This is a genomic window from Mycolicibacter minnesotensis (assembly GCF_010731755.1).
GTDB lineage: Bacteria > Actinomycetota > Actinomycetes > Mycobacteriales > Mycobacteriaceae > Mycobacterium > Mycobacterium minnesotense.
Genome location: NZ_AP022589.1, coordinates 266,727 through 287,113 on the forward strand (window position 1 = coordinate 266,727; position 20,387 = coordinate 287,113).

The window sequence follows — 20,387 nt, forward strand, 5'->3', positions numbered from 1 at the left end:
CACCGTTTAGGCTGACGCGATGGAGAGCTACGACCTGGCGATCATCGGAACCGGTTCGGGCAACAGCATTCTCGACGAGCGCTACGCGGACAAGCGGGTGGCGATCTGTGAGCAGGGCACTTTCGGCGGCACCTGCCTCAACGTTGGCTGCATCCCGACCAAGATGTTCGTCTACGCGGCCGAGGTGGCCAAGACCGTCAAGGAGGCGTCGCGCTACGGGGTCGACGCCCATATCGACGGTGTGCGGTGGGACGCGATCGTGTCGCGGGTGTTCGGGCGGATCGACCCGATCGCCGCGGGCGGCGAACAGTACCGCCGGAGCCTGCCCGGCGTTGACGTCTACAACGAGCACACCCGGTTCGAAGCCGTCGACCCCGAGGGCCGCTACGTGCTGGTGACCGCCGGCGGTGAAAAGTTCAGCGCCGCACAGGTGGTGATCGCGGCCGGCTCCCGATCATCGATTCCGCCCGCCATCGCCGACAGCGGGGCGCGCTACTACACCAGCGACGACATCATGCGGATCGCCGAGCTGCCCGAGCACCTGGTGATCGTCGGCGGGGGCTTCATCGCCGCCGAATTCGCCCACGTGTTCTCGGCCCTGGGCGTGCGGGTCACCGTGGTGATCCGCGGTTCGACGCTGCTGCGGCATTGCGACGAGACCGTTGCGGAGCGGTTCACCCGGATCGCCGCCGCCAAGTGGACACTGCATTCGCATCGCAACGTGGCCCACGCCCGCAACGACGGGAACGGGGTGGTCGTCGAGCTCGACGACGGCACGGTGGTGCGGGCCGACGCGATGTTGGTTGCTACCGGGCGGGTGCCCAACGGCGACCTGCTGGATGCTGAGCAGGCCGGTGTCGCGGTCGCCGACGGTCGGGTGACCGTCGACAGATACCAACGCACCTCGGCGCGCGGAGTTTTCGCGCTCGGTGACGTGTCCTCCCCCTACGAGCTCAAGCACGTCGCCAACCACGAGGCCAGGATCGTGCAACACAACCTGCTGTGCGACTGGGACGACGTGGAATCCATGCGCATCACCGACCATCGCTACGTCCCGGCCGCGGTCTTCACCGACCCCCAGATCGCGGCGGTGGGGCTGACCGAAACGCAGGCGATGGCAAAGGGTCTCAATATTTCGGTGAAGGTCCAGGACTACGGTGATGTCGCCTATGGCTGGGCGATGGAAGACACCACCGGATTTGCCAAGCTGATAGCCGAGCGCGGTACCGGGCGGCTGCTGGGCGCGCACATCATGGGCTACCAGGCATCGTCGATCATCCAACCGCTGATCCAGGCGATGAGCTTCGGTCTCACCGCGCCGGAGATGGCCCGGGGTCAATACTGGATTCACCCAGCGTTGCCCGAAGTCGTGGAGAACGCCCTGCTTGGACTGGAGTGAAAGGTTCGCCAGATGAAGTCCACCCTCCTGTCCCGGCAAGACCTCGATTTCTTGCTCTTCGATTGGCTGCGCGTTGACGAACTGACCGGACGGGACCGGTTCTCCGAGCACTCCCGTGAGACCTTCTCCGACACGCTGGATCTGTGCGAACAATTGGCGACGCGCTACTTCGCCCCACACAACAAGAAGAGCGACGCCCACGAGCCCACCTTCGACGGCACGAAAGTCACCATCATCGGTGAGGTCAAAGAAGCACTGGCTGCGTGCGCCGAGGCTGAACTGATGGGCATGGCGATGGACCACCACCTCGGCGGCTCCCAGTTGCCGACAACGGTGGCCCAGGCCGGTTTCGTGTGGTTGATGGCCGGCAATGTCAGCACCGCGGGCTATCCGATGCTGACGATGGCCAACGCCAATCTGCTCGCCAAGTTCGGCACCGACGAGCAGATCGCCGCCTTCGTCAAACCCATGATCGCCGGCCGCTTCACCGGGACGATGTGCCTGTCGGAGACACAAGCCGGATCGTCCCTGGCCGACATCACCACCCGCGCAGAGCCGAGCGCCGACGGGACCTTCCGCGTGTTCGGATCGAAAATGTGGATCTCCGGTGGCGATCACGAATTGACGGACAACATCGTGCATCTGGTCCTGGCCAAGATCCCCGGCGGCCCGGCCGGCACCAAAGGAATCTCACTGTTCATCGTGCCGAAGTATCTGGTGAATCCCGATGGCACGCTGGGTGAGCGCAACGACGTCACATTGGCCGGACTCAATCACAAGATGGGTTACCGCGGAATCACCAACACCGTGCTCAACTTCGGCGAGGGCGTTCACCGGCCCGGCGGCGAGGCGGGCGCCGTCGGCTACCTGGTCGGCACCGAGCACCGCGGCCTGAGCTACATGTTCCACATGATGAATGAGGCTCGGCTGGGCGTGGGCATGGGCGCGATCGCGCTGGGCTACACCGGATACCTGAAGTCGGTCGACTACGCGCGCAGCCGACCCCAGGGTCGGCCCCTCGCGACGAAAGACCCAGCGGCGCAGCAGGTTCCGATCATCGAGCACGCAGACATCCGACGCATGCTGCTGGCGCAGAAGTCCTACGTCGAGGGAGCACTCGCCTTGGCGCTGTACTGCGCACGACTCGTCGACATCGCCCACACCGCTCAATCCGACGACGAACTCGACCACGCCACCGCACTACTGGACATCCTCACCCCGGTCGCGAAGAGCTGGCCGTCACAGTGGTGCCTGGCCGCCAACGACCTGGCAATCCAGGTGCACGGCGGCTACGGCTACACCCGCGAGTACGACGTGGAGCAGCACTACCGCGACAACCGGCTCAACCCGATCCATGAAGGCACCCACGGCATCCAGAGCCTGGACCTGTTGGGCCGCAAGGTGGTGCAACATGGTGGAGCGAGCCTGGCTGCGCTACACCAGGCGATGACGGACAGCATCGCGGCCGCGCGTCGCGCCGGCAGCGAACTGGCAGACATGGCCGACCAACTCGACGCGGTGATCCAGCGGCTGGTGACCGTCACCGCAGGAATGTTCGCCGCTGGTGACATCGAGGCCGCCCTGGCCAACAGTGCGATCTACCTGGAGGCCTTCGGGCATGTGGTGATCGCGTGGATCTGGCTGGAGCAGTTGTTGGCGGTCGATGGCCGACCCGGAGATTTCTACGACGGTAAACGCCAAGCGGCCCGCTACTTCCTTCACTACGAGCTGCCCAAGACCGGCCCGCAGCTCGATCTGCTGGAAAGCCTGGACCGCACGACCCTGGAGATGCGCCCGGAGTGGTTCTGATACCACTGCATTCACTTGTGTCACAGTAGTTTTGGTTGTGGATCAGTTCTGCGACGTGTCAGTGGGTCTCGCTAGTATTAGCACATGCGTTCGAGCAGTCGTGAAGAGGTCGTCGAAGCCTTCGACGCGCTGGCCGCTGACCTCGATCGCGCGCTGGATCTGGACTTCGATTCCCTCACGCCGCGGGAATGCCTGGCCCTGCTACGCCGCTGCGAGAAGCTACGCCGGCGGCTTCCCGCGGTGGAACACCCGCTGGTCAACCGGCTCGCCACCACCGACCCGGGTGAATTGGGCGGCAAACCCCGCTGGGTGCTCGCCGATGAGTTGCATCTGACCCGCGGTGAGGCCGGGCGGCGTATCGCTGAGGCTGCCGAACTCGGTGACCGTCGCACCCTGACCGGCGAACCCCTGCAACCGGTACGGCCCGCCGTCGCCACCGCCCAACGCGACGGGCAGATCGGAGCCGGTCACATCGCGGTGATCCGCTCCTTCTTTCACTACCTGCCCACTGATATCGATGCGGGCACCTTGGCCCAAGCCGAACAACACCTCACCGAACTAGGCACCACGTGTCGCCCCGACGAACTCGCGAAACTCGCAACACGGTTAGCCGACCACCTGCACCCCGACGGCAACCACACCGAAGACGACCGCGCCCAACGCCGCGGGATCCTGCTCGGCCCCCAAGGCCGTGACGGCATGAGCCCCATCAAAGGATTCCTCGACCCCCAAGCCCGCGCCACCCTCGACACCGCCCTGGCTCGCTGGGCCGCCCCCGGCATGTGCAACCCCAACGACACGACTCCCTGCACCAGCGGCACAGCCACACAAGCCCAGATCGACACCGACACCCGCAACACCGCCCAACGCAACCACGACGCCCTCACCGCCATGGCCCGCGCCCTGCTCGCTTCCGGAGACCTCGGTCAGCACAACGGGCTACCGGCCACCATCATCGTCTCGACCACACTGACCGACCTGCAAACCGGCACCGGCAAAGCCCACACCGGAGGCGGCACCTGGCTCCCGATGCGCGACGTCATCGCCATGGCCAGCCACGCCCACCACTACCTACGCATCTACCAGGGCGCCCAAGAGTTGGCCCTATTCCACACCAAACGCCTGGCCTCACCCGGACAACGGATCGTGCTCTACGCCAAAGAACGCGGCTGTAGCCACCCCAACTGCCCGATCCCCGGCTACCTCTGCGAAGTCCACCACGACACCGACTACGCGAAAACCCGCCGCACCGACATCACCGACCTCACCCTGCGCTGCGGCCCCCACCACCAACTCATCACCACCGGCGGCTGGAAAACCCGCAAACACCACAACGGCACCACCCAAACCCTGCCCCCACCACACCTAGACCAAGGCCAACCCCGCACCAACCACTACCACCACCCAGAAAGGCTGCTGCAGGACAGCGACGACGACGGCCCGTAACCGGGCGGGTGCGCGCTACAGCGGCGTCACGTAGGCCGAGCTGATCCCGCCGTCCACCAGGAAGGTTGAGCCGGTGATGAACGAGGCGTCATCGCTGGCCAGGAAGGCCACCGCGGCGGCGATCTCCTCCGGCTCGGCGAACCGACCCACCGGAACGTGGATCAGACGGCGAGCGGCACGCTCCGGGTCGGCAGCGAAGAGCTCCTGCAGCAACGGGGTATTCACCGGGCCGGGGCACAGCGCGTTCACCCGGATGCCCTGCCGAGCGTATTGGACCCCCAGCTCACGCGACATGGCCAGCACACCGCCCTTGGAGGCGGTGTAGGAGATCTGGGAGGTGGCCGAACCCATCACCGCGACGAACGAGGCGGTGTTGATGATCGATCCCCGCCCGGCGGGCGCCATGTGCCGCAGCGCCGCACGGCAGCACAGGTACACCGACTTGAGGTTGACGTCCTGAACCCGCTGCCAGGCAGGCAGTTCGGTGGTCTCGATGAGGTCATCGTCGGGCGGCGAGATGCCGGCGTTGTTGAAGGCGATGTCCACTGAGCCGAAGGTCTGGGCCGCGGTGTCGAACAGCGCGTCAACCTGGTCCTGATCGGCGACATCCACCTGAACGAACAGACCGTCAAGTTCGTCGGCGACTGCGGTGCCGGCCGCCTGGTCGAGGTCACCGACCACGATCTGGGCGCCTTCGGCGCGCATCCGCCGCGCGGATGCCAAGCCGATTCCTCCACCGGCACCGGTCACCACGGCCACCCGTCCGGCCAGGCGTTGGGTCAGGTCGGTCACTGCGTCTCCTTCACTGCGATGAACACATTCTTGGTCTCGGTGAACGACAGCGGGGCATCTGCACCCAACTCTCGCCCCAAACCCGACTGTTTGAAGCCCCCGAACGGGGTGGTGAAACGCACCGAGGAATGCGAATTCACCGACAGGTTGCCAGCTTCCACCGCCCGCGAGACGCGCAGCGCCCGGGACAGGTCGTTGGTCCAGATCGAGCCGGACAGACCGTAAACGGTGTTGTTGGCCATGGCGATGGCGTCGGCCTCATCTTCGAACGGCAGCACCGTCACCACCGGACCGAAGATCTCCTCGGTGACACATCGGTCGGTGGCCGCGGGTGTCAGGACGGTGGGCGGGAACCAGAAGCCGGGGCCGGTGGGCGCCTTACCGCGGAAGGCGACCGGCGCATCGTCGGGCACGTAGGAGGCCACCTTCTCCCAGTGCGGGCGCGACACCAGCGGGCCCATCTCGGTGTCGCGGGACGTCGGGTCGCCGACGACGACACCAGCCACCGCGGGCTCCAACAACTCCATGAAACGGTCATAGACGCTTGCCTGCACCAGGATTCGGCTACGTGCACAACAGTCCTGCCCGGCGTTGTCGAACACACCGTAAGGCGCCGTCGCCGCCGCCTGCTCCAGGTCACAGTCGGCGAAGACGATGTTGGCGCTCTTGCCACCGAGCTCCAGCGTGACCCGTTTGACCCCGGCTGCACCCGCCTGCAGCACCCGGGTACCGGTGGCGGTAGACCCGGTGAACACGATCTTGGCCACATTGGGATGGGTGACCAGGCGCTCCCCCACCTCCGCGCCCCGACCGGGCAGTACCTGCAGAAGGTCGGGGTCCAGGCCTGACTCGACGGCCAGTTCGGCCAGCCGCAGCGTGGTCAGCGGAGTCCACTCGGCGGGCTTGATCAGCACCGCGTTTCCGGCGGCCAGCGCCGGAGCGAAGCCCCATACCGCGATCGGCATGGGAAAGTTCCACGGGGTGATGATCCCGACGACGCCGAGCGGCTCGTGAAACGTGACGTCGAGACCGCCGGCCACCGGAATCTGCTTGCCGGACAGCCGCTCCGGACTGGCCGCATAGAACTGCAGCACATCGCGGACGTGCCCAGCCTCCCATTCGGCGGCCGATATCGGATGTCCGGAGTTCGTGACCTCGAGCGCGGCCAGTTCGTCGATGTGGGCGTCGACGACCGCGGCGAAGTCCCGCAGCGCGGCGGCCCGCTCGGCCGGGGCGCGCTTGGCCCACCGCTTCTGGGCGGCCTGCGCGCGGCTCACTGCGTCGTCGACGGCGCCGGCGTCCAGGTGTTCGACGGTGCTGAAGACCGCCCCGGTTGCCGGGTTGATCAGTTCGGTGGTTATGACTGCGCTCCTTGCCCGCTCGTGCCTCGCTCGCCGTCGCCTTCGTGACTCATTCGGCCACCCGCGCTGACGCGTATTTACCCGCTTCAGCCACGATCGCGGTGAACAGCCGAAGATCTTCCGGCGACTCCTCGGGATGCCACTGGACCGCCAGCACGAATTCCTCCCCGGGAAGCTCAATCGCCTCGATGACTCCGTCGTCATCGCGCGCACTGACCACAAGTTTGGCACCCACATCGGCGATGGCCTGATGGTGGTAGCACTGCACCCGGCAGCTCTCCCCGAGGAGGTCGGCCGCGCGAGTACCGGCTACCGTGCGCACCGGCATCGGAGTGAAGACGCCGTTGCCGGCGCGGTGCCCGGTGTTGCCGATCACGTCGGGCAGGTGCTGGTGCAGTGTCCCGCCAAGCGCGACGTTGAGCACTTGGGCGCCACGGCAGATGCCCAGCACCGGCATCCCGCGCTTCATCGCCTCGGCCAATAGAGCGAACTCCCAGGAATCCCGGGTGGTGTCGGGACGATCGGTCTCGGCGTGCGGTGTCTGGCCATAGCCCTCGGGGTCGAGGTCGCGACCACCGGTGATCACCAAGGCATTGACTCCGTCGAGCACCCGGGCCGCGATCTCGGCCGTCACCGGCTGGGGCGGCAACAGCACAGCGATCCCACCGGCGGCGGTGAGGCTCTGGATGTATTGGGCCGGCAGCAGCCCGGCACGCGCATCCCAGACACCGAATCGCGCCCGGTCCAGATAGGTCGTCAGTCCGATGACCGGTCGGGCGGTTTCATGCGGCGGTCCCAGCTTCGCTTCTCCTCCGTCGAGGCTCGCTGAACCGCCGGGTTCAGAACCGTTCAAATCCTCGGACCCTCTCCCAATCGGTCACCGCGGTGTTGAACGCGTCCAGCTCGACTCGGGCGCTGTGCAGGTAGTGCGTGACGACCTCGTCGCCGAACGCCTTGCGCGCGACTGCGGACTCGGCGAACAGGTCTGCGGCACCGCCGAGCGTCGTGGGCAGGTGAGGCAGGGCCGCCTGGTAGGCGTTGCCGGTGACCGGGTCAGGCAGTGCGAGTTCGTTGTCGACGCCGTGCAGTCCCGCAGCGATCAGCGCCGCCACCGCCAGGTAGGGATTGACGTCACCGCCGGGCACCCGGCACTCCACCCTCATGGAGTCGCCGTGGCCGAGAACCCGCAGTGCGCAGGTTCGATTGTCCAGACCCCACGCGATCGCCGTCGGCGCGAAGCTACCCCCAACGAATCTCTTGTAGGAGTTGATGTTCGGCGCGTAGCACAGGGTCAACTCGGGCAGCGTGGCCAGCATGCCGGCCAGGAAGCTCCGGAAGAGTGCCGACATCCCGTGCGGCGCGGACGAGTCAGCGAACACCGGAGATCCCTCGGTGCTGCGCAACGACAGGTGCACATGACAGCTGTTGCCTTCACGCTGGTCGTACTTCGCCATGAAGGTCAGGCTCTTGCCGTGCTGGTCGGCGATCTCCTTGGCACCGCTCTTGTAGACGGTGTGGTTGTCGCAGGTGGTCAGCGCTTCCTCATAGCGGAAGGTGATCTCCTGTTGACCGTTGTTGCATTCCCCCTTGACGCCCTCGCAACGCAGACCGGCGCCGGTCATGCCCAGCCGGATGTCGCGCAACAGTGGCTCCAGCCGAGTACTGGCGACCAGACCGTAGTCGGCGTTGTAGTCGGTTCCGGGGGTCAGGCCTCGATACCCGCCCGCCCATGCCTGGCGATAGCTGTCCTCGAAGACGAGGAACTCCAGTTCCGTTGCCGCATAAGCGACTAGTCCGCGTTCGGCCAGGCGTGCGACTTGAGCGGCCAGAATCTGGCGGGGAGCGACCGCCACGGGGCCGCCGTCGGGCCAGTGCGCGTCGGCCAGCACGAGGGCCGCGCCGGGTTGCCATGGCAGCCGACGCAGCGTGGCGAAGTCCGGTTTGAGCACCAGGTCGCCGTATCCGGTTCCCCAGTCCGCGATGGAATAACCCGGGACGGTGTTCATCTCCACGTCGACGGCCAACAGATAGCTACAGGCCTCTACGCCATGCTCGGCGACCTCGGCGAGAAAATGCTCGGCGCCAACTCGCTTACCCATCAGCCGGCCCTGCATATCGGCGAACGCCACCACGACAGTGTCGATCTCACCTGAAGAAACCAGCTGCTGCAGCTCGATCTGGGTCAGCATCGCAGGTCGGGTCATTGTGCTCCTTCGCCGCCGGCGATCGGTTCTGACATTTGAGTGCTGTCAGGCTACCCGCCCACCGTCAGTCGATGAGCCCCAGCCGACGGAATTGCGCCTGTTTGGCGCTACCAGGTACTGGCCCGCAACACGATCTCCATCGCGAATTGCGCGGTGAACTCACTCGCACTGCGCCGTCCCGGCAATATCACCAGCCGGTGATCGCCATAGACAAACCGCTGGCTGGCGTTGGCCACCGACGCCGTGGCCCGGGAACTGACCAGGACCGTGGTGTTGATCTCCACCGGAGGGCAGCGCTCGTCGCGGATCACACCGCTCAGATCGGGGGCGCGCGGATGGCCCCGGTCGAGCGCCACCAGCCCGGTGAAGCGGTCCGGACGTGTCGCCGCGAGCTCCCATGCATTGTCCGCACCGGTCCGGTCGCCCACCAGGACACCGCACTGCACCCCGAGGGAATCGAGGATGCCGATCACCGACTTGGGCGTCAGGCGCGGATCCGCGCCGATCACGATGGTGCGCAACGAGGCGGTGTGCAACCGTTGGCAGACCGCGTCATACGCGGTGAGCGGGTGCTGGGCAGCGGCGAGCACCACAACAACTGCCCCGTTCTGCGGGCCTGCGACATCGACGGGGATCGGGAACCCGTCGATGGTCATCATCGTGCCCGGCATCTTGGCAACGCTACAGCCCGCCGGTCGGCATCGGGGTGGTTTTGGCGGGCCCCTCAGGCCTCAGCGATTCAGGGCAGGGTGAGGATCTCCGCGCCGTCGTCGGTGACCACCAGAGTGTGCTCGAATTGGGCGCTCCACCCTCCGTCGCTGGTGACCACCGTCCAGTCGTCGTCCCAGATCTCGTAGTCCAGACCGCCCAGGTTGATCATGGGCTCGATGGTGAACGTCATCCCGGGCACGATGATGGTGTCGACCTCAGGCTGGTCGTAGTGCAGGACCACCAGTCCGTTATGGAAGGTCGGGCCGATGCCGTGGCCGGTGAAGTCACGAACCACGCTGTAGCCAAATCGGTTGGCGTAGGCCTCGATAACCCGGCCGATCACCGACAGTGCCCGCCCTGGCTTCACCGCTTTGATCGCCCGCATGGTGGCCTCGTGCGTGCGCTCGACGAGCAACCGGTGCTCCTGGGACACATCACCGGCCAAGAAAGTGGCGTTGGTGTCGCCGTGCACGCCATCGATGTAGGCGGTCACGTCGATGTTGACGATGTCGCCGTCGGCGATCACTGTCGAGTCCGGGATGCCGTGGCAGATGACTTCGTTGAGCGAGGTGCAGCACGACTTGGGAAATCCCTTGTAGCCCAAGGTTGATGGGTAGGCACCATGGTCGACCATGTACTCGTGGGCGATCCGGTCCAGCTCATCGGTGGTCACGCCGGGCGCGACGGCTTTGCCGGCCTCGGCGAGTGCGCGCGCGGCGATCCGGCTTGCCACCCGCATCTTCTCGATCACTTCGGGCGTCTGAACCCACGGCTCGCTGCCTTCGGCGGCCGTGGAGCGGCCGACGTATTCCGGGCGCGGGATCGAACGAGGCACCGGCAGCGTCGGAGACAGCACGCCGGGAGACAGCGGGGCACGAACAGGCATTACGCCAGCTTAACGGAGCTGGTCAGCGCCGCCATCGCAGCTTGCGACGGGGGCCCCTGATATCCACCGAACCGCAGACCACGCGTCCGGTCAGTACCAGGTGCGGGACGCCTTCGGCGGGTGGATCACTGCGTCGGTCCCGCGCACTGCCGCCGTAGACCTCCACGTCGTCGATCGAGACGCTGGCGCCGTCGGGCAAGCGGATGTCCACCGAACCGAAGCGAATGTCGAGTTCGATGACGACGACCGGCCCGGCGAAGCGCGCCTTGGTGAGGTCCAGGTCGACCGAGCCCAGACGCCGCACCACCGCCAGCTGGGTCGGCACGATCCATTCGCCGTGGCGCTTCAACGAACCGGCCCAGCCACGCAGCTCCACCCGATCGGCCGCCGACGAGACGATGGCCCGCGGGCCGGGTAGGTCACCGATCAGGGTGTCCAGCTCCGAGCGCATCCGAGCCTGGGAAACCTGCGCCGCGCGTTCCTCGAACTCCCCGATGTCGATCAATCCGAGGGAGACAGCGTTGTGCAGGCGGCGAAGCGTGCCGTTGCGGTCCGCATCAGAGATGCGTAAGGCCACGTCGGCCATGTCGTCGCTGAGACCCGTCATGGCTACCCAATTTACCGGTGCCGGCCAGGTCGTGCGTTGCACGGAAGACCGGTGGCGGGTCAGAGTTGAGGCCGTCGCCCCGCAGCGCCCGGCTACGCCGCGCTTGCGATCGCCGCTACAGCAGGAAGTTGTCCGGCAGCGAGTCGAACATCACCTTGGTCATCCGGACCGCGTACTGGGAGCTGCCACCGCCGACGATCAGCGAGGCGAAAGCCATGTCTCCGCGGTACCCGGCGAACCAGGAATGCGAACCGCCGGCGAACTCAGCCTCTCCGGTCTTGCCGAATACCGGTCCGCAACCGGCGATATCGCGTGCGGTGCCGTCGGTGACCACCAGCCGCATCATCTCGCGCAGGCCGTTGAGCATCTCGGAGCTGACGGGGGCACTGGCCGGGCCGTTGACCGCTGTCGGCCGGCCCTCGATCAGCCGGGGCACCGGGGTTCGGCCGGCGGCCACCGTCGCCGCGGCCAGCGCCAGGCCGAAGGGGCTGGTCAGCACCTTGCCCTGCCCGAATCCGTCCTCCGTACGTTCTGCCAGATCCACGGTCGGGGGGACGGATCCGGTGACCGTGGTGATCCCGTCGACCAGGTAGTCCACCCCGATTCCGTAGCGCGTGGCTGCCTGCGACAGGGCGCGTGGGGGCATCCGGCTGGCCAGCTCGGCAAAAGTGGTGTTGCACGAGTTGGCGAAGGCCCGCGACATCGATACCAGGCCGAGGTCGAACCCGCCGTAGTTGGGGATGGTGCGCTGGCCGATGTCGAGTTCGCCGGGACAACCCACCATCGAATTCGGTGAGGCCATGTCTCGTTCGATCGCCGCGCCCGCGGTCACCATCTTGAAGGTGGACCCTGGCGGATACAGGCCACTGGTCGCGACCAGCCCGTCGGCGTCGGCGGCGGCGCTCTGCGCTACGGCGAGCAGCTCCCCGGTGGAGGGCTTGATCACCACCATCATCGCCTTGTCGCCGCGGGTGTTGACCGCATTCTGGGCGGCACGCTGTACCGCTCGGTCCACGCTGATGGTCAGCGAGGGGGCCGGCGCCGGATCGACCTCGTGCAGTACCGCGACGTCGACCCCGTTCTGGTTCACGCTGACCACCCGCCAGCCCGCGGCCCCTTCGAGTTGGGTCCCGACGGCCTTCTTGACCTCGTTGATCAGCATCGGCGCGAAGTGGTCATCGGTGGGCAGCAGGTCGGGGCGGGGGGTGACCAGCACCCCGGGAAGAGCGCCGATCACTGGTTCGACCCGGTCGTGATCGACCTTGCGCAACGTGATCAGGTCCAACGGGGTCACCGAGGAACTGGCCTGCTCTGCCAGTCGCTGCGGGTCCCCGAGTGCGTCGTCGAAGACCCGCAAGGTGTCGACCACACCGCGCGCAGTGCGCATCAGGTGCTGGCCGGCCCGGGTGGCGTCGAGCTGGTAGTGATACACGTAGCCGGGCACCAGTACGTCGGTGCCGCCGATCTCGTTGACGGCGGCGCGTCGCGGGGGGTCGGCCCGCAGCGCGAAGGTCTGGTGCTCCCCCAGTTTGGGGTGCAGGCCGGTAGCCGCCCAGCGAACCGTCCAATGTCCTTCATTACGAACCATTTTGAGCTGGCCGTCGTAGGCCCAGATCCGGTTCTTCGGCAGCTTCCACGTGTAGCGGAAGGCGACACTTCCGGTGTCGTCGTTGTAGCGCGAGCTGAGCATCTGTGCATCCAGATGTTCAGCCTGTAACCCCGCCCAGGCGGCGTTGAGGGCACTGCGCGCAGTGGACGGGTCGTCGCTGAGTTCGGCCGCGGCCGCGGTGTCACCGGCTGCGAGGGCGGAGAAGAAGCGCTCGGCGACAGGCCCAGGGCCGTCGGGGCGCGGGGTGCAGGCCGCCAAGCCCGCGGCGGTGAGCAGCACGGTGAACATACCCGTGACGCGTGTGACGAATGAGATCCCAGTTGTCATTGGGGCTGATGTTAAAGACTGCGACCGTCAGCGGCGTGGAGGCGCACCGAGATCTGTTCGTGTCCGGCCCGAGATGTTGCGAGACGCGGCTGGGATCAGTCGAGCAATACCGTCGCGAAAGTGCCGACCCGAGTGAACCCGACCCGCTCGTACGTGGCGCGGGCCACCTCATTGAAGTCGTTGACGTACAGGCTGGCGATGCGCCCGGTTCCCACGATGACCGCGGACAGCATGGCCGTGCCGCCGATACCCAGCCCCTGCCCGCGCCGTTCCGGGTGCACCCAGACGCCCTGGATCTGTCCCACCGACGGCGACTGCGAGCCCACCTCGGCCTTGAACACCACCTCGCCATTCTCGAAGCGCGCCCAGGCCCGGCCCGCTGCGATCAGATTGGCCACCCGCCGACGGTAGGCCCGGCCGCCGTCCCCGGCACGCGGGTCCACGCCGACCTCACCGATGAACATATCGACGGCCGCGACCAGGTATGCGTCGAGCTCGGCGGGGCGCACCTGGCGTACTTCGGGATCCATCGCGCACGTGGGCATGCTGTGCAACGCCATCAAGGGCTGGCTCTCACGCACGTCGCGGGCCGGACCCCAGGAGTCGGCGAGGCGCTGCCACATCGGCAACACCAATTCCGCGCGTCCTACCAGGGATGAGCAGCGCCGAATCGCACCGACTGCCTTGTCGGCGAACGCGGCAAGGTCGGCGGGTGTTCCACGCAGTGGTATCAGGTTCGCGCCTGCGTAGCACAGGGATTCATCGACGCCGCCCCGCGTCCACAGTTCTCCGCCGATCGACCGGGGATCGACGCCGTAGTCGGCGACGCGAGCGGCCACCATGCAGGAGCCGATCGGATCCTCTTGGAGAACGCGCCACACTGCCGCGGCATCGCGCGCCACGGACACGCGAGCCTGCTCGAGGCGGAAATCGGGCGGAGCCGACATGGTGACTCAGCTTACGGCGACGGTGGGCGAGCCGCTGGGAGAACCGTCACCCATCTGCTCGGCCAGGCGCATGGCCTCTTCGATCAGGGTCTCGACGATCTGCGCCTCGGGAACGGTCTTGATCACCTCACCCTTGACGAAGATCTGTCCTTTGCCGTTGCCGGATGCCACGCCCAGATCCGCCTCACGGGCTTCGCCGGGGCCGTTGACCACACATCCCATCACCGCTACGCGCAGCGGTACGTCGATCCCCTCCAGCCCGGCGGTGACTTCATTCGCCAGCCGGTAGACATCGACCTGTGCCCGGCCACACGAGGGGCACGACACGATCTCCAGACCCCGTGGCCGCAGATTGAGCGACTCCAGAATCTGGTTGCCGACCTTGACCTCTTCCACGGGCGGCGCCGACAGCGACACCCGGATGGTGTCGCCAATGCCGCGAGAGAGCAACGCGCCGAACGCCACCGCAGACTTGATGGTGCCCTGGAATGCCGGACCGGCCTCGGTGACACCCAGATGCAGCGGGTAGTCGCAGCGCTGTGCCAGCAGCTCGTAGGCGGCCACCATCACGACCGGGTCGTTGTGTTTGACGCTGATCTTGATGTCGCCGAAGCCATGCTCTTCGAACAGCGACGCCTCCCAGAGCGCGGATTCCACCAGCGCCTCTGGAGTGGCCTTGCCGTACTTGGCCAGGAATCGCTGATCCAGCGAGCCGGCGTTCACACCGATCCGGATCGGAATGCCGGCGGCGCCGGCGGCCTTGGCGACGTCGCCGACCCGGCCGTCGAACTCCTTGATATTGCCCGGGTTGACCCGCACGGCGGCGCAGCCGGCGTCGATCGCGGCGAAGATGTACTTGGGCTGGAAGTGGATGTCGGCGATCACCGGAAGCTTGCTCTTGCGGGCAATCTCGGCCAGCGCGTCGGCGTCCTCCTGCCGCGGGCAGGCCACCCGCACGATGTCGCAGCCGGCGGCGGTCAGCTCGGCGATCTGCTGCAATGTCGCATTGACGTCGTGGGTCTTGGTGGTGCACATCGACTGCACCGGAATCGGGTGGTCGCTGCCCACTCCGACACCACCGACCATGAGCTGACGGGTCTTACGCCGCGGCGCCAGCGTGGGCGGTGGAGCGGCCGGTATTCCGAGGCCGACGCTCATGCGGGGACTCCCATCAAAACAGCCTGATCGGATTGACCAAGTCGGCAGTCACGGTGAGCAGCATGTAGCCGACAACCACCACCAACACTACGTAGGTGGCCGGCATCAGCTTGAGATAGTCCACCGGCGCAGCCGCCACCTTCCCGCGGGCCGACCGGACCACATTGCGGAGTTTCTCGAACAGCGCGATCGCGATGTGGCCGCCATCGAACGGCAGCAGCGGCACCAGGTTGAGCACACCCAGGATGAAGTTGAGCTGCGCCAGGAAGAACCAGAACGCCACCCACAGGCCATGATCGACAGTGTCGCCGCCGATGATCGACGCGCCCACCACACTGATCGGGGTTTCGGGATCACGCTCCCCGTGCGGGTTTCCGATCGCGTGCATCAGTGCGCCGACCTTCGACGGGATGTTGGCCAACGACTTGCCCAACAACACCGCCAGATCCCCACTGAAGGCGAAGGTGGCCGGAACCGCACTGATCGGCCCGTATTCAGTCGGCCCGAATTGGGCGGCGCCGACGCCGATAGCACCGACGGTGCTGGGCACCGCCTCCCCCGAGCCGTCGGAGATCCACCGCTGTGTGGCTGTCACGTCGACGTAGGTGGTGAGCCTGGTGCCATCGCGTTCGACCACGATCGGTGTGTTGCCGTGCTGCTTGCGCACGGCGACGGCCATCTCTTCGAAAGTCGAGACGGACGTGTCGCCGACCTTGACAACCACGTCACCGGACTGGATTCCGGCCTGCGCCGCCGGGCCCGGACCCGAACAGGTGCCCAGTTCGCCCTTGGTGATCTCGGGGGCCACGCAGGCGGTATCGCCGATCACAGCCGTGGTGGGCGCATGCAGATTGGGCAGGCCCCAGATCACCGCGATGGCATAGACCAGCACCAAACCGATGATGAAATTCATCGCGGGCCCGGCGACCAACACCGCCACCCGTTTCCAGGTCTTCTGCTTGAACATGGCACGGTCGAACTCGTCAGGAGCGAGCTCCTCCACGGCGGTCATGCCGGCGATGTCGCAGAAGCCACCGGCCGGTACGGCCTTGAGGCCGTACTCCGTCTCGCCGCGTCGCGTCGACCACAGCGTGGGGCCGAAGCCGACGAAGTAACGGCGAACCTTCATGCCGGTGGCCCGCGCCACCCACATGTGTCCACACTCGTGCAGGGCCACCGAAACCAGGATGGCCAGCGCGAACAGCGCGATGCCGACCGCGAACATCATCGGTTGCTTCCGACCTTTCTCGTAGCTGTCGCCTCAACGGCGCGAGCCGCCCGTTCCTTGGCCCAGCGCTGCGCGTCGAGTACCTCATCCACGGTAGCGGGTTGTGCGGCCCACTGGTCGGCGGCGCCCAGCACCTCGGCGATGGTGTCCACGATCGCGGGGAAGCCGATCCGGCCGGAAAGGAACGCCTCTGCTGCTTCTTCATTGGCCGCGTTGTAGACCGCGGTCATGCAGCCGCCGATCGTTCCGGCGCGACGGGCCAGCTGTACTGCCGGGAAAACCTCGTCGTCGAGCGGCTCGAATTCCCAGGTGGAAGCCCGCGTGAAGTCACACGCCGCCGCCGCGCCGGGCACCCGTGCGGGCCAGCCGAGCGCCAGCGCGATCGGTAGGCGCATGTCCGGCGGGCTGGCCTGGGCGATGGTCGATCCGTCGGTGAAGGTGACCATGGAATGCACGATCGACTGCGGGTGCACGACGACATCGATGCGCTCGTAGCGAACACCGAACAGCAAGTGCGTTTCGATGAGTTCGAGGCCCTTGTTGACCAGCGAGGCGGAATTCAGGGTGTTCATCGGGCCCATCGACCAGGTCGGGTGGGCGCCGGCCTGTTCCGGCGTGACGTGCTCCAGCTCGGCGGCGGTAAAGCCCCGGAACGGCCCGCCCGAAGCCGTGAGCACCAGCTTGGCGACTTCGTCGGGAGTGCCGCCGCGAAGGCACTGCGCCAGCGCGGAATGCTCGGAGTCCACCGGCACGATCTGGCCCGGCTGAGCGGCCGCCAGCACCAAGGGACCACCGGCGATCAGCGATTCCTTGTTGGCCAGCGCCAGCCGAGCCCCGGTCTCCAGCGCGGCCAGCGTGGGCCGCAGCCCCAGCGCGCCGACCAGGGCGTTGAGCACCACGTCTGCCTCGGTGTCCTGCACCAGACGGGTCACGGCCTCGGGGCCGCAGTACGGGACCTCGAGCGCCTCACCGACCCGGGCGTCGGCGACGGCGATGTTGGTCACGCCGGTTTCGGCTCGCTGGGCGGCCAACAGCTCAGGGTTACCGCCGCCGGCGGCCAGCCCGACGATCTCGAAGCGATCCGGATTCGCCGCGATGACCTGCAATGCCTGGGTTCCGATCGAGCCGGTGGAGCCCAACAGCAGAACTCTGGTCCGGCCCCCCGAAGACGCGCTCACCCACCTATTGTGCGCCCGGGTAGTTCCCGAAGCTCCACAGGTTGCCTTCGGGATCGCGCACCGCGAACTCACGAGCTCCGTAGTCGGTGTCGGTCAGCGGTCGAATGACATCGGCCTGGTGTCGCAGGACCCGCTGGTAAAGACCGTCCGGGTCACCGGTGACGACGAAGCCACCGGCGGTACCGGGTTCACGGCACCAGTCGTTTCCGGGCTTGTGACTGCCCAGCATGATGCCGCCGGTCCCTTCCGGCCAGCACAGCTCCGCATGGTCGACGGTGTCCGCGTCCCCGTACCGAGCCGTGACGACAAAACCGAAGGTGTCAACGTAGTAGTCGATGAGCTTGGGCGCGTCATGCGCTTGCAGGGTCAACCAGACGGTCGGGTTCGTTGCAGTCATCCCCCCACGGTGAGCGCTGCCCATGCCCGCCGTCTTGAATGTTTTGGAACTCCTCGACCAGCCAGGCTCCGGGCGTGGTCCCGGTGTAGCGAACGAATTCTCGGGTCAGGTGGGCCTGGTCGGCATAACCGGCTGCCACCGCAATGTCTGCCAGGTCGACCCGCGGGCCGCGAGCGGCGTTGGCCATGCGGGCGGTCGCGTACTCGAAGCGCATCAGCATGGCCACCTCCTTCGGGCTGCGGCCCACCTCGCGGCGAAACAGCGTGCTCAGGTGGCGCTGGCTCAGGCCGACCTGCTCGGCGACGCGCGCGATCGGAGCTGTCCCCCGGCTGCGCCGCAGCAGCTCCCAGGCGGCGGCCACCTCGGTCCGCACGCCGACCCGATGGCGATTGCACTGCGCCACCAGATATCGAGATGCCAGCGTAAAGGCGTCCGACCAGCACGGCGCGGAGGCCAGCTGCTCATGCAGACGCTGCGCATGCCGGCCCAGCATCGGCGCCGCATCGAAGTCGGTGAGACTGAGCTCGGCAGCCGGCAGGCCGAACAGCGCGCGTGAGGCCAGCGGATGCACCGCCAGCTGAACGCCGGCCTGACCGCGGCGCTGCCGGACGTGGCTGGCCTCCACATGCAGGCCACCGAGGATGACGGGAATCGGCCGCGCCGCGGCCAGCGCGCCGAGGGTGGCGGCGGCCTCCACCCCGTCATCGAGGCTGACGATGAACGTCAGCGTCGATGACGGCAGACCCCGATGGACGCTCTCCGGCACGTCAAGCGCGCGATAGCCGACCATGGACGCCACCCCCGGGGCGAGATGCGGCGGGGCCATCGCGAAATCCCAGATCGGTGGCGTCTGTTCGGCTTGCTGGGCCATACCGTCCACGGTAGGTCGACCGCATCGCGATATGTCAGAATGGCGCGCAGCAGTTGCACACGCGAACTTGAGGAGTCGAAGTGGCCGGTACCGAGCTGGAGCGCCACACCGAGGCTGACCCTGTCGAGGTGCCGTCTGCGGCGTGGGGCTGGAGCGCGATCAACTACCGCACCTGGCACATCGTCGGCTTCGTCATCGTCGGGTTCCTGCTGCTCATGCTGCGCGGCAACCACATCGGCCACGTCGAGGACTACTTCCTGCTGGGCTTCGCCGCCCTGACGCTGTTTGTCGTGGTTCGCGACATCGTCGGCCGCAACCGCGGTTGGCTGCGCTAGCTGTTCTCCGCGGCTAACTGACCACACGCCGCCGCGATCTCACGGCCGCGGGTATCGCGCACCGTGCATTCCACGCCCTGGGCACGGACCCGGCGGACGAACTCCCGCTCGACCGGCTTAGGACTGGCATCCCATTCGCTGCCGGGAGTGGGGTTGAGCGGTATCAGGTTGACGTGCACCAACTGCCCCAGGACTTTGTGCAGCTTCTTGCCCAACAGGTCTGCCCGCCAGGGCTGGTCGTTGACGTCACGGATCAACGCGTATTCCACCGAGACGCGCCGGCCCGTCTGGTCCGCGTAGTAGCGCGCAGCATCAAGGACCTCGCTGACCTTCCACCGATTGTTGACCGGCACCAAGGTGTCGCGCAGCTCATCGTCGGGCGTGTGCAGCGACAGCGCGAGGGTCACGCCGAGCCGCTCGTCGGCGAGCTTTCGGATCGCCGGCGCCAGCCCGACCGTCGACACCGTCACCGATCGCGCCGAGATCCCGAACCCGTTCGGTGGCGGCTCGGTGATCCGCCGCACCGCGGCCACCACCCGGGCGTAGTTGGCGAGTGGCTCCCCCATGCCCATGAACACGATGTTGGACAGCCGGTCCCCCGCGGGCCGAGCTGCACCCTGCTCACGCAATACCACTGCCGCGGCCCGTACCTGCTCGAGAATCTCCGCGGTGGACAGGTTGCGGGTGAGGCCGGCTTGGCCGGTCGCGCAGAACGGGCACGCCATGCCGCAACCGGCCTGTGAGGAGATGCACACGGTGTTGCGGCGCGGATAGCGCATCAGCACCGATTCGAACTTCGTCTGGTCGTGGGCGTGCCACAACGTCTTTCGGGTTTCCCCGGCGTCGCATTGGATCTCGCTGGCTGCGGTCAGCAGCGTGGGAAACAGCGCTTCTGCCACCGCCGAACGCACCGCGGCAGGCAGGTCGGTCATCTGCTGCGGGTCGGCGATGAGCCTGCCGTAGTACTGCTGGGCAAGCTGGTTGGCCCGAAACGCCGGCAATCCCAGATCCGCCACGGCCGCTGCCCGGCCGGCCGCATCCAGGTCAGCCAGATGGCGTGGCGGCAGGGCTCGTTTGGGTGCGGTGAACACCAGCTGTTGCGTCATGATCGGTTCCAGTATG

19 protein-coding genes are annotated in these 20,387 nt (G+C 66.9%); 4 read left to right on the forward strand and 15 right to left on the reverse strand.

Going from position 1 to position 20,387, the window contains the following annotated elements; genetic code table 11:
• Positions 1-19 precede the first annotated feature (19 nt).
• From mtr to G6N09_RS01385, 3 genes are all read left to right on the forward strand, one after another.
• Positions 20-1,399, forward strand: a complete 1,380-nt coding sequence (gene mtr / locus G6N09_RS01375; RefSeq protein WP_083024048.1) for a mycothione reductase — start codon at positions 20-22, stop codon at positions 1,397-1,399.
• A 12-nt stretch (positions 1,400-1,411) separates the two neighbouring features.
• Complete coding sequence (locus G6N09_RS01380) at positions 1,412-3,208, forward strand: acyl-CoA dehydrogenase family protein (protein ID WP_083024050.1); 1,797 nt, start codon at positions 1,412-1,414, stop codon at positions 3,206-3,208.
• Between the two features lie 84 nt (positions 3,209-3,292).
• Entirely contained in the window at positions 3,293-4,654 is a 1,362-nt protein-coding gene (locus tag G6N09_RS01385; protein WP_083024051.1) for an HNH endonuclease signature motif containing protein, read from the forward strand.
• A 15-nt stretch (positions 4,655-4,669) separates the two neighbouring features.
• Here the strand turns inward: G6N09_RS01385 and G6N09_RS01390 are convergent, their stop codons facing one another.
• The 14 genes from G6N09_RS01390 to G6N09_RS01455 form a co-directional block, all read right to left on the reverse strand.
• Entirely contained in the window at positions 4,670-5,446 is a 777-nt protein-coding gene (locus G6N09_RS01390) for a 3-oxoacyl-ACP reductase (RefSeq protein WP_083024054.1), read from the reverse strand.
• Complete coding sequence (locus tag G6N09_RS01395; protein ID WP_083024518.1) at positions 5,443-6,807, reverse strand: aldehyde dehydrogenase family protein; 1,365 nt, start codon at positions 6,805-6,807, stop codon at positions 5,443-5,445. Before G6N09_RS01395 ends, G6N09_RS01390 begins: the two co-directional genes overlap by 4 nt.
• Before the next feature lie 49 nt (positions 6,808-6,856).
• On the reverse strand, positions 6,857-7,681 hold the full coding sequence (locus tag G6N09_RS01400; protein WP_407662706.1) for a gamma-glutamyl-gamma-aminobutyrate hydrolase family protein: 825 nt from the start codon (positions 7,679-7,681) through the stop codon (positions 6,857-6,859).
• On the reverse strand, positions 7,647-9,011 hold the full coding sequence (locus G6N09_RS01405) for a glutamine synthetase family protein (protein WP_083024057.1): 1,365 nt from the start codon (positions 9,009-9,011) through the stop codon (positions 7,647-7,649). Before G6N09_RS01405 ends, G6N09_RS01400 begins: the two co-directional genes overlap by 35 nt.
• 107 nt (positions 9,012-9,118) lie before the next feature.
• Positions 9,119-9,682, reverse strand: coding sequence for an alpha/beta hydrolase (locus G6N09_RS01410; protein WP_083024059.1), 564 nt, complete (start codon positions 9,680-9,682; stop codon positions 9,119-9,121).
• Positions 9,683-9,750: 68 nt separating this feature from the next.
• The gene (gene map / locus G6N09_RS01415; protein WP_083024061.1) at positions 9,751-10,608 is read right to left on the reverse strand and encodes a type I methionyl aminopeptidase; all 858 of its coding nucleotides are present in this window, start codon (positions 10,606-10,608) and stop codon (positions 9,751-9,753) included.
• Between the two features lie 22 nt (positions 10,609-10,630).
• A complete protein-coding gene (locus tag G6N09_RS01420) occupies positions 10,631-11,215 on the reverse strand; it encodes a DUF1707 SHOCT-like domain-containing protein (RefSeq protein WP_083024063.1) in 585 nt (194 codons plus the stop codon).
• Positions 11,216-11,330: 115 nt separating this feature from the next.
• Positions 11,331-13,112 (reverse strand): penicillin-binding transpeptidase domain-containing protein, encoded by a 1,782-nt coding sequence (locus G6N09_RS01425; protein WP_407662707.1) that lies wholly within the window; start codon positions 13,110-13,112, stop codon positions 11,331-11,333.
• Between the two features lie 134 nt (positions 13,113-13,246).
• A complete protein-coding gene (locus tag G6N09_RS01430; RefSeq protein ID WP_083024067.1) occupies positions 13,247-14,098 on the reverse strand; it encodes a GNAT family N-acetyltransferase in 852 nt (283 codons plus the stop codon).
• A 6-nt stretch (positions 14,099-14,104) separates the two neighbouring features.
• A complete protein-coding gene (gene ispG, locus G6N09_RS01435) occupies positions 14,105-15,256 on the reverse strand; it encodes a flavodoxin-dependent (E)-4-hydroxy-3-methylbut-2-enyl-diphosphate synthase (RefSeq protein ID WP_083024070.1) in 1,152 nt (383 codons plus the stop codon).
• Between the two features lie 13 nt (positions 15,257-15,269).
• Positions 15,270-16,484 carry a M50 family metallopeptidase gene (locus tag G6N09_RS01440; RefSeq protein WP_083024072.1) on the reverse strand — a complete coding sequence of 405 codons (1,215 nt, stop codon included), beginning with the start codon at positions 16,482-16,484 and terminating at the stop codon, positions 15,270-15,272.
• Positions 16,481-17,662, reverse strand: a complete 1,182-nt coding sequence (dxr, locus tag G6N09_RS01445; RefSeq protein WP_083024074.1) for a 1-deoxy-D-xylulose-5-phosphate reductoisomerase — start codon at positions 17,660-17,662, stop codon at positions 16,481-16,483. The genes G6N09_RS01440 and dxr overlap by 4 nt, the downstream gene beginning before the upstream one ends.
• A 4-nt stretch (positions 17,663-17,666) precedes the next feature.
• A complete protein-coding gene (locus G6N09_RS01450) occupies positions 17,667-18,059 on the reverse strand; it encodes a VOC family protein (protein WP_083024077.1) in 393 nt (130 codons plus the stop codon).
• Positions 18,013-18,849, reverse strand: coding sequence for a helix-turn-helix transcriptional regulator (locus tag G6N09_RS01455; RefSeq protein ID WP_083024521.1), 837 nt, complete (start codon positions 18,847-18,849; stop codon positions 18,013-18,015). The genes G6N09_RS01450 and G6N09_RS01455 overlap by 47 nt, the downstream gene beginning before the upstream one ends.
• 161 nt (positions 18,850-19,010) lie before the next feature.
• On the opposite strand from G6N09_RS01455, the gene G6N09_RS01460 reads away from it, so the two are divergent.
• Complete coding sequence (locus G6N09_RS01460) at positions 19,011-19,265, forward strand: DUF2631 domain-containing protein (protein ID WP_083024080.1); 255 nt, start codon at positions 19,011-19,013, stop codon at positions 19,263-19,265.
• Here the strand turns inward: G6N09_RS01460 and rlmN are convergent.
• Entirely contained in the window at positions 19,262-20,371 is a 1,110-nt protein-coding gene (gene rlmN, locus G6N09_RS01465; RefSeq protein WP_083024082.1) for a dual-specificity RNA methyltransferase RlmN, read from the reverse strand. The two genes, G6N09_RS01460 and rlmN, sit on opposite strands and share 4 nt — an antisense overlap.
• Between the last annotated feature and the right edge of the window lie 16 nt (positions 20,372-20,387).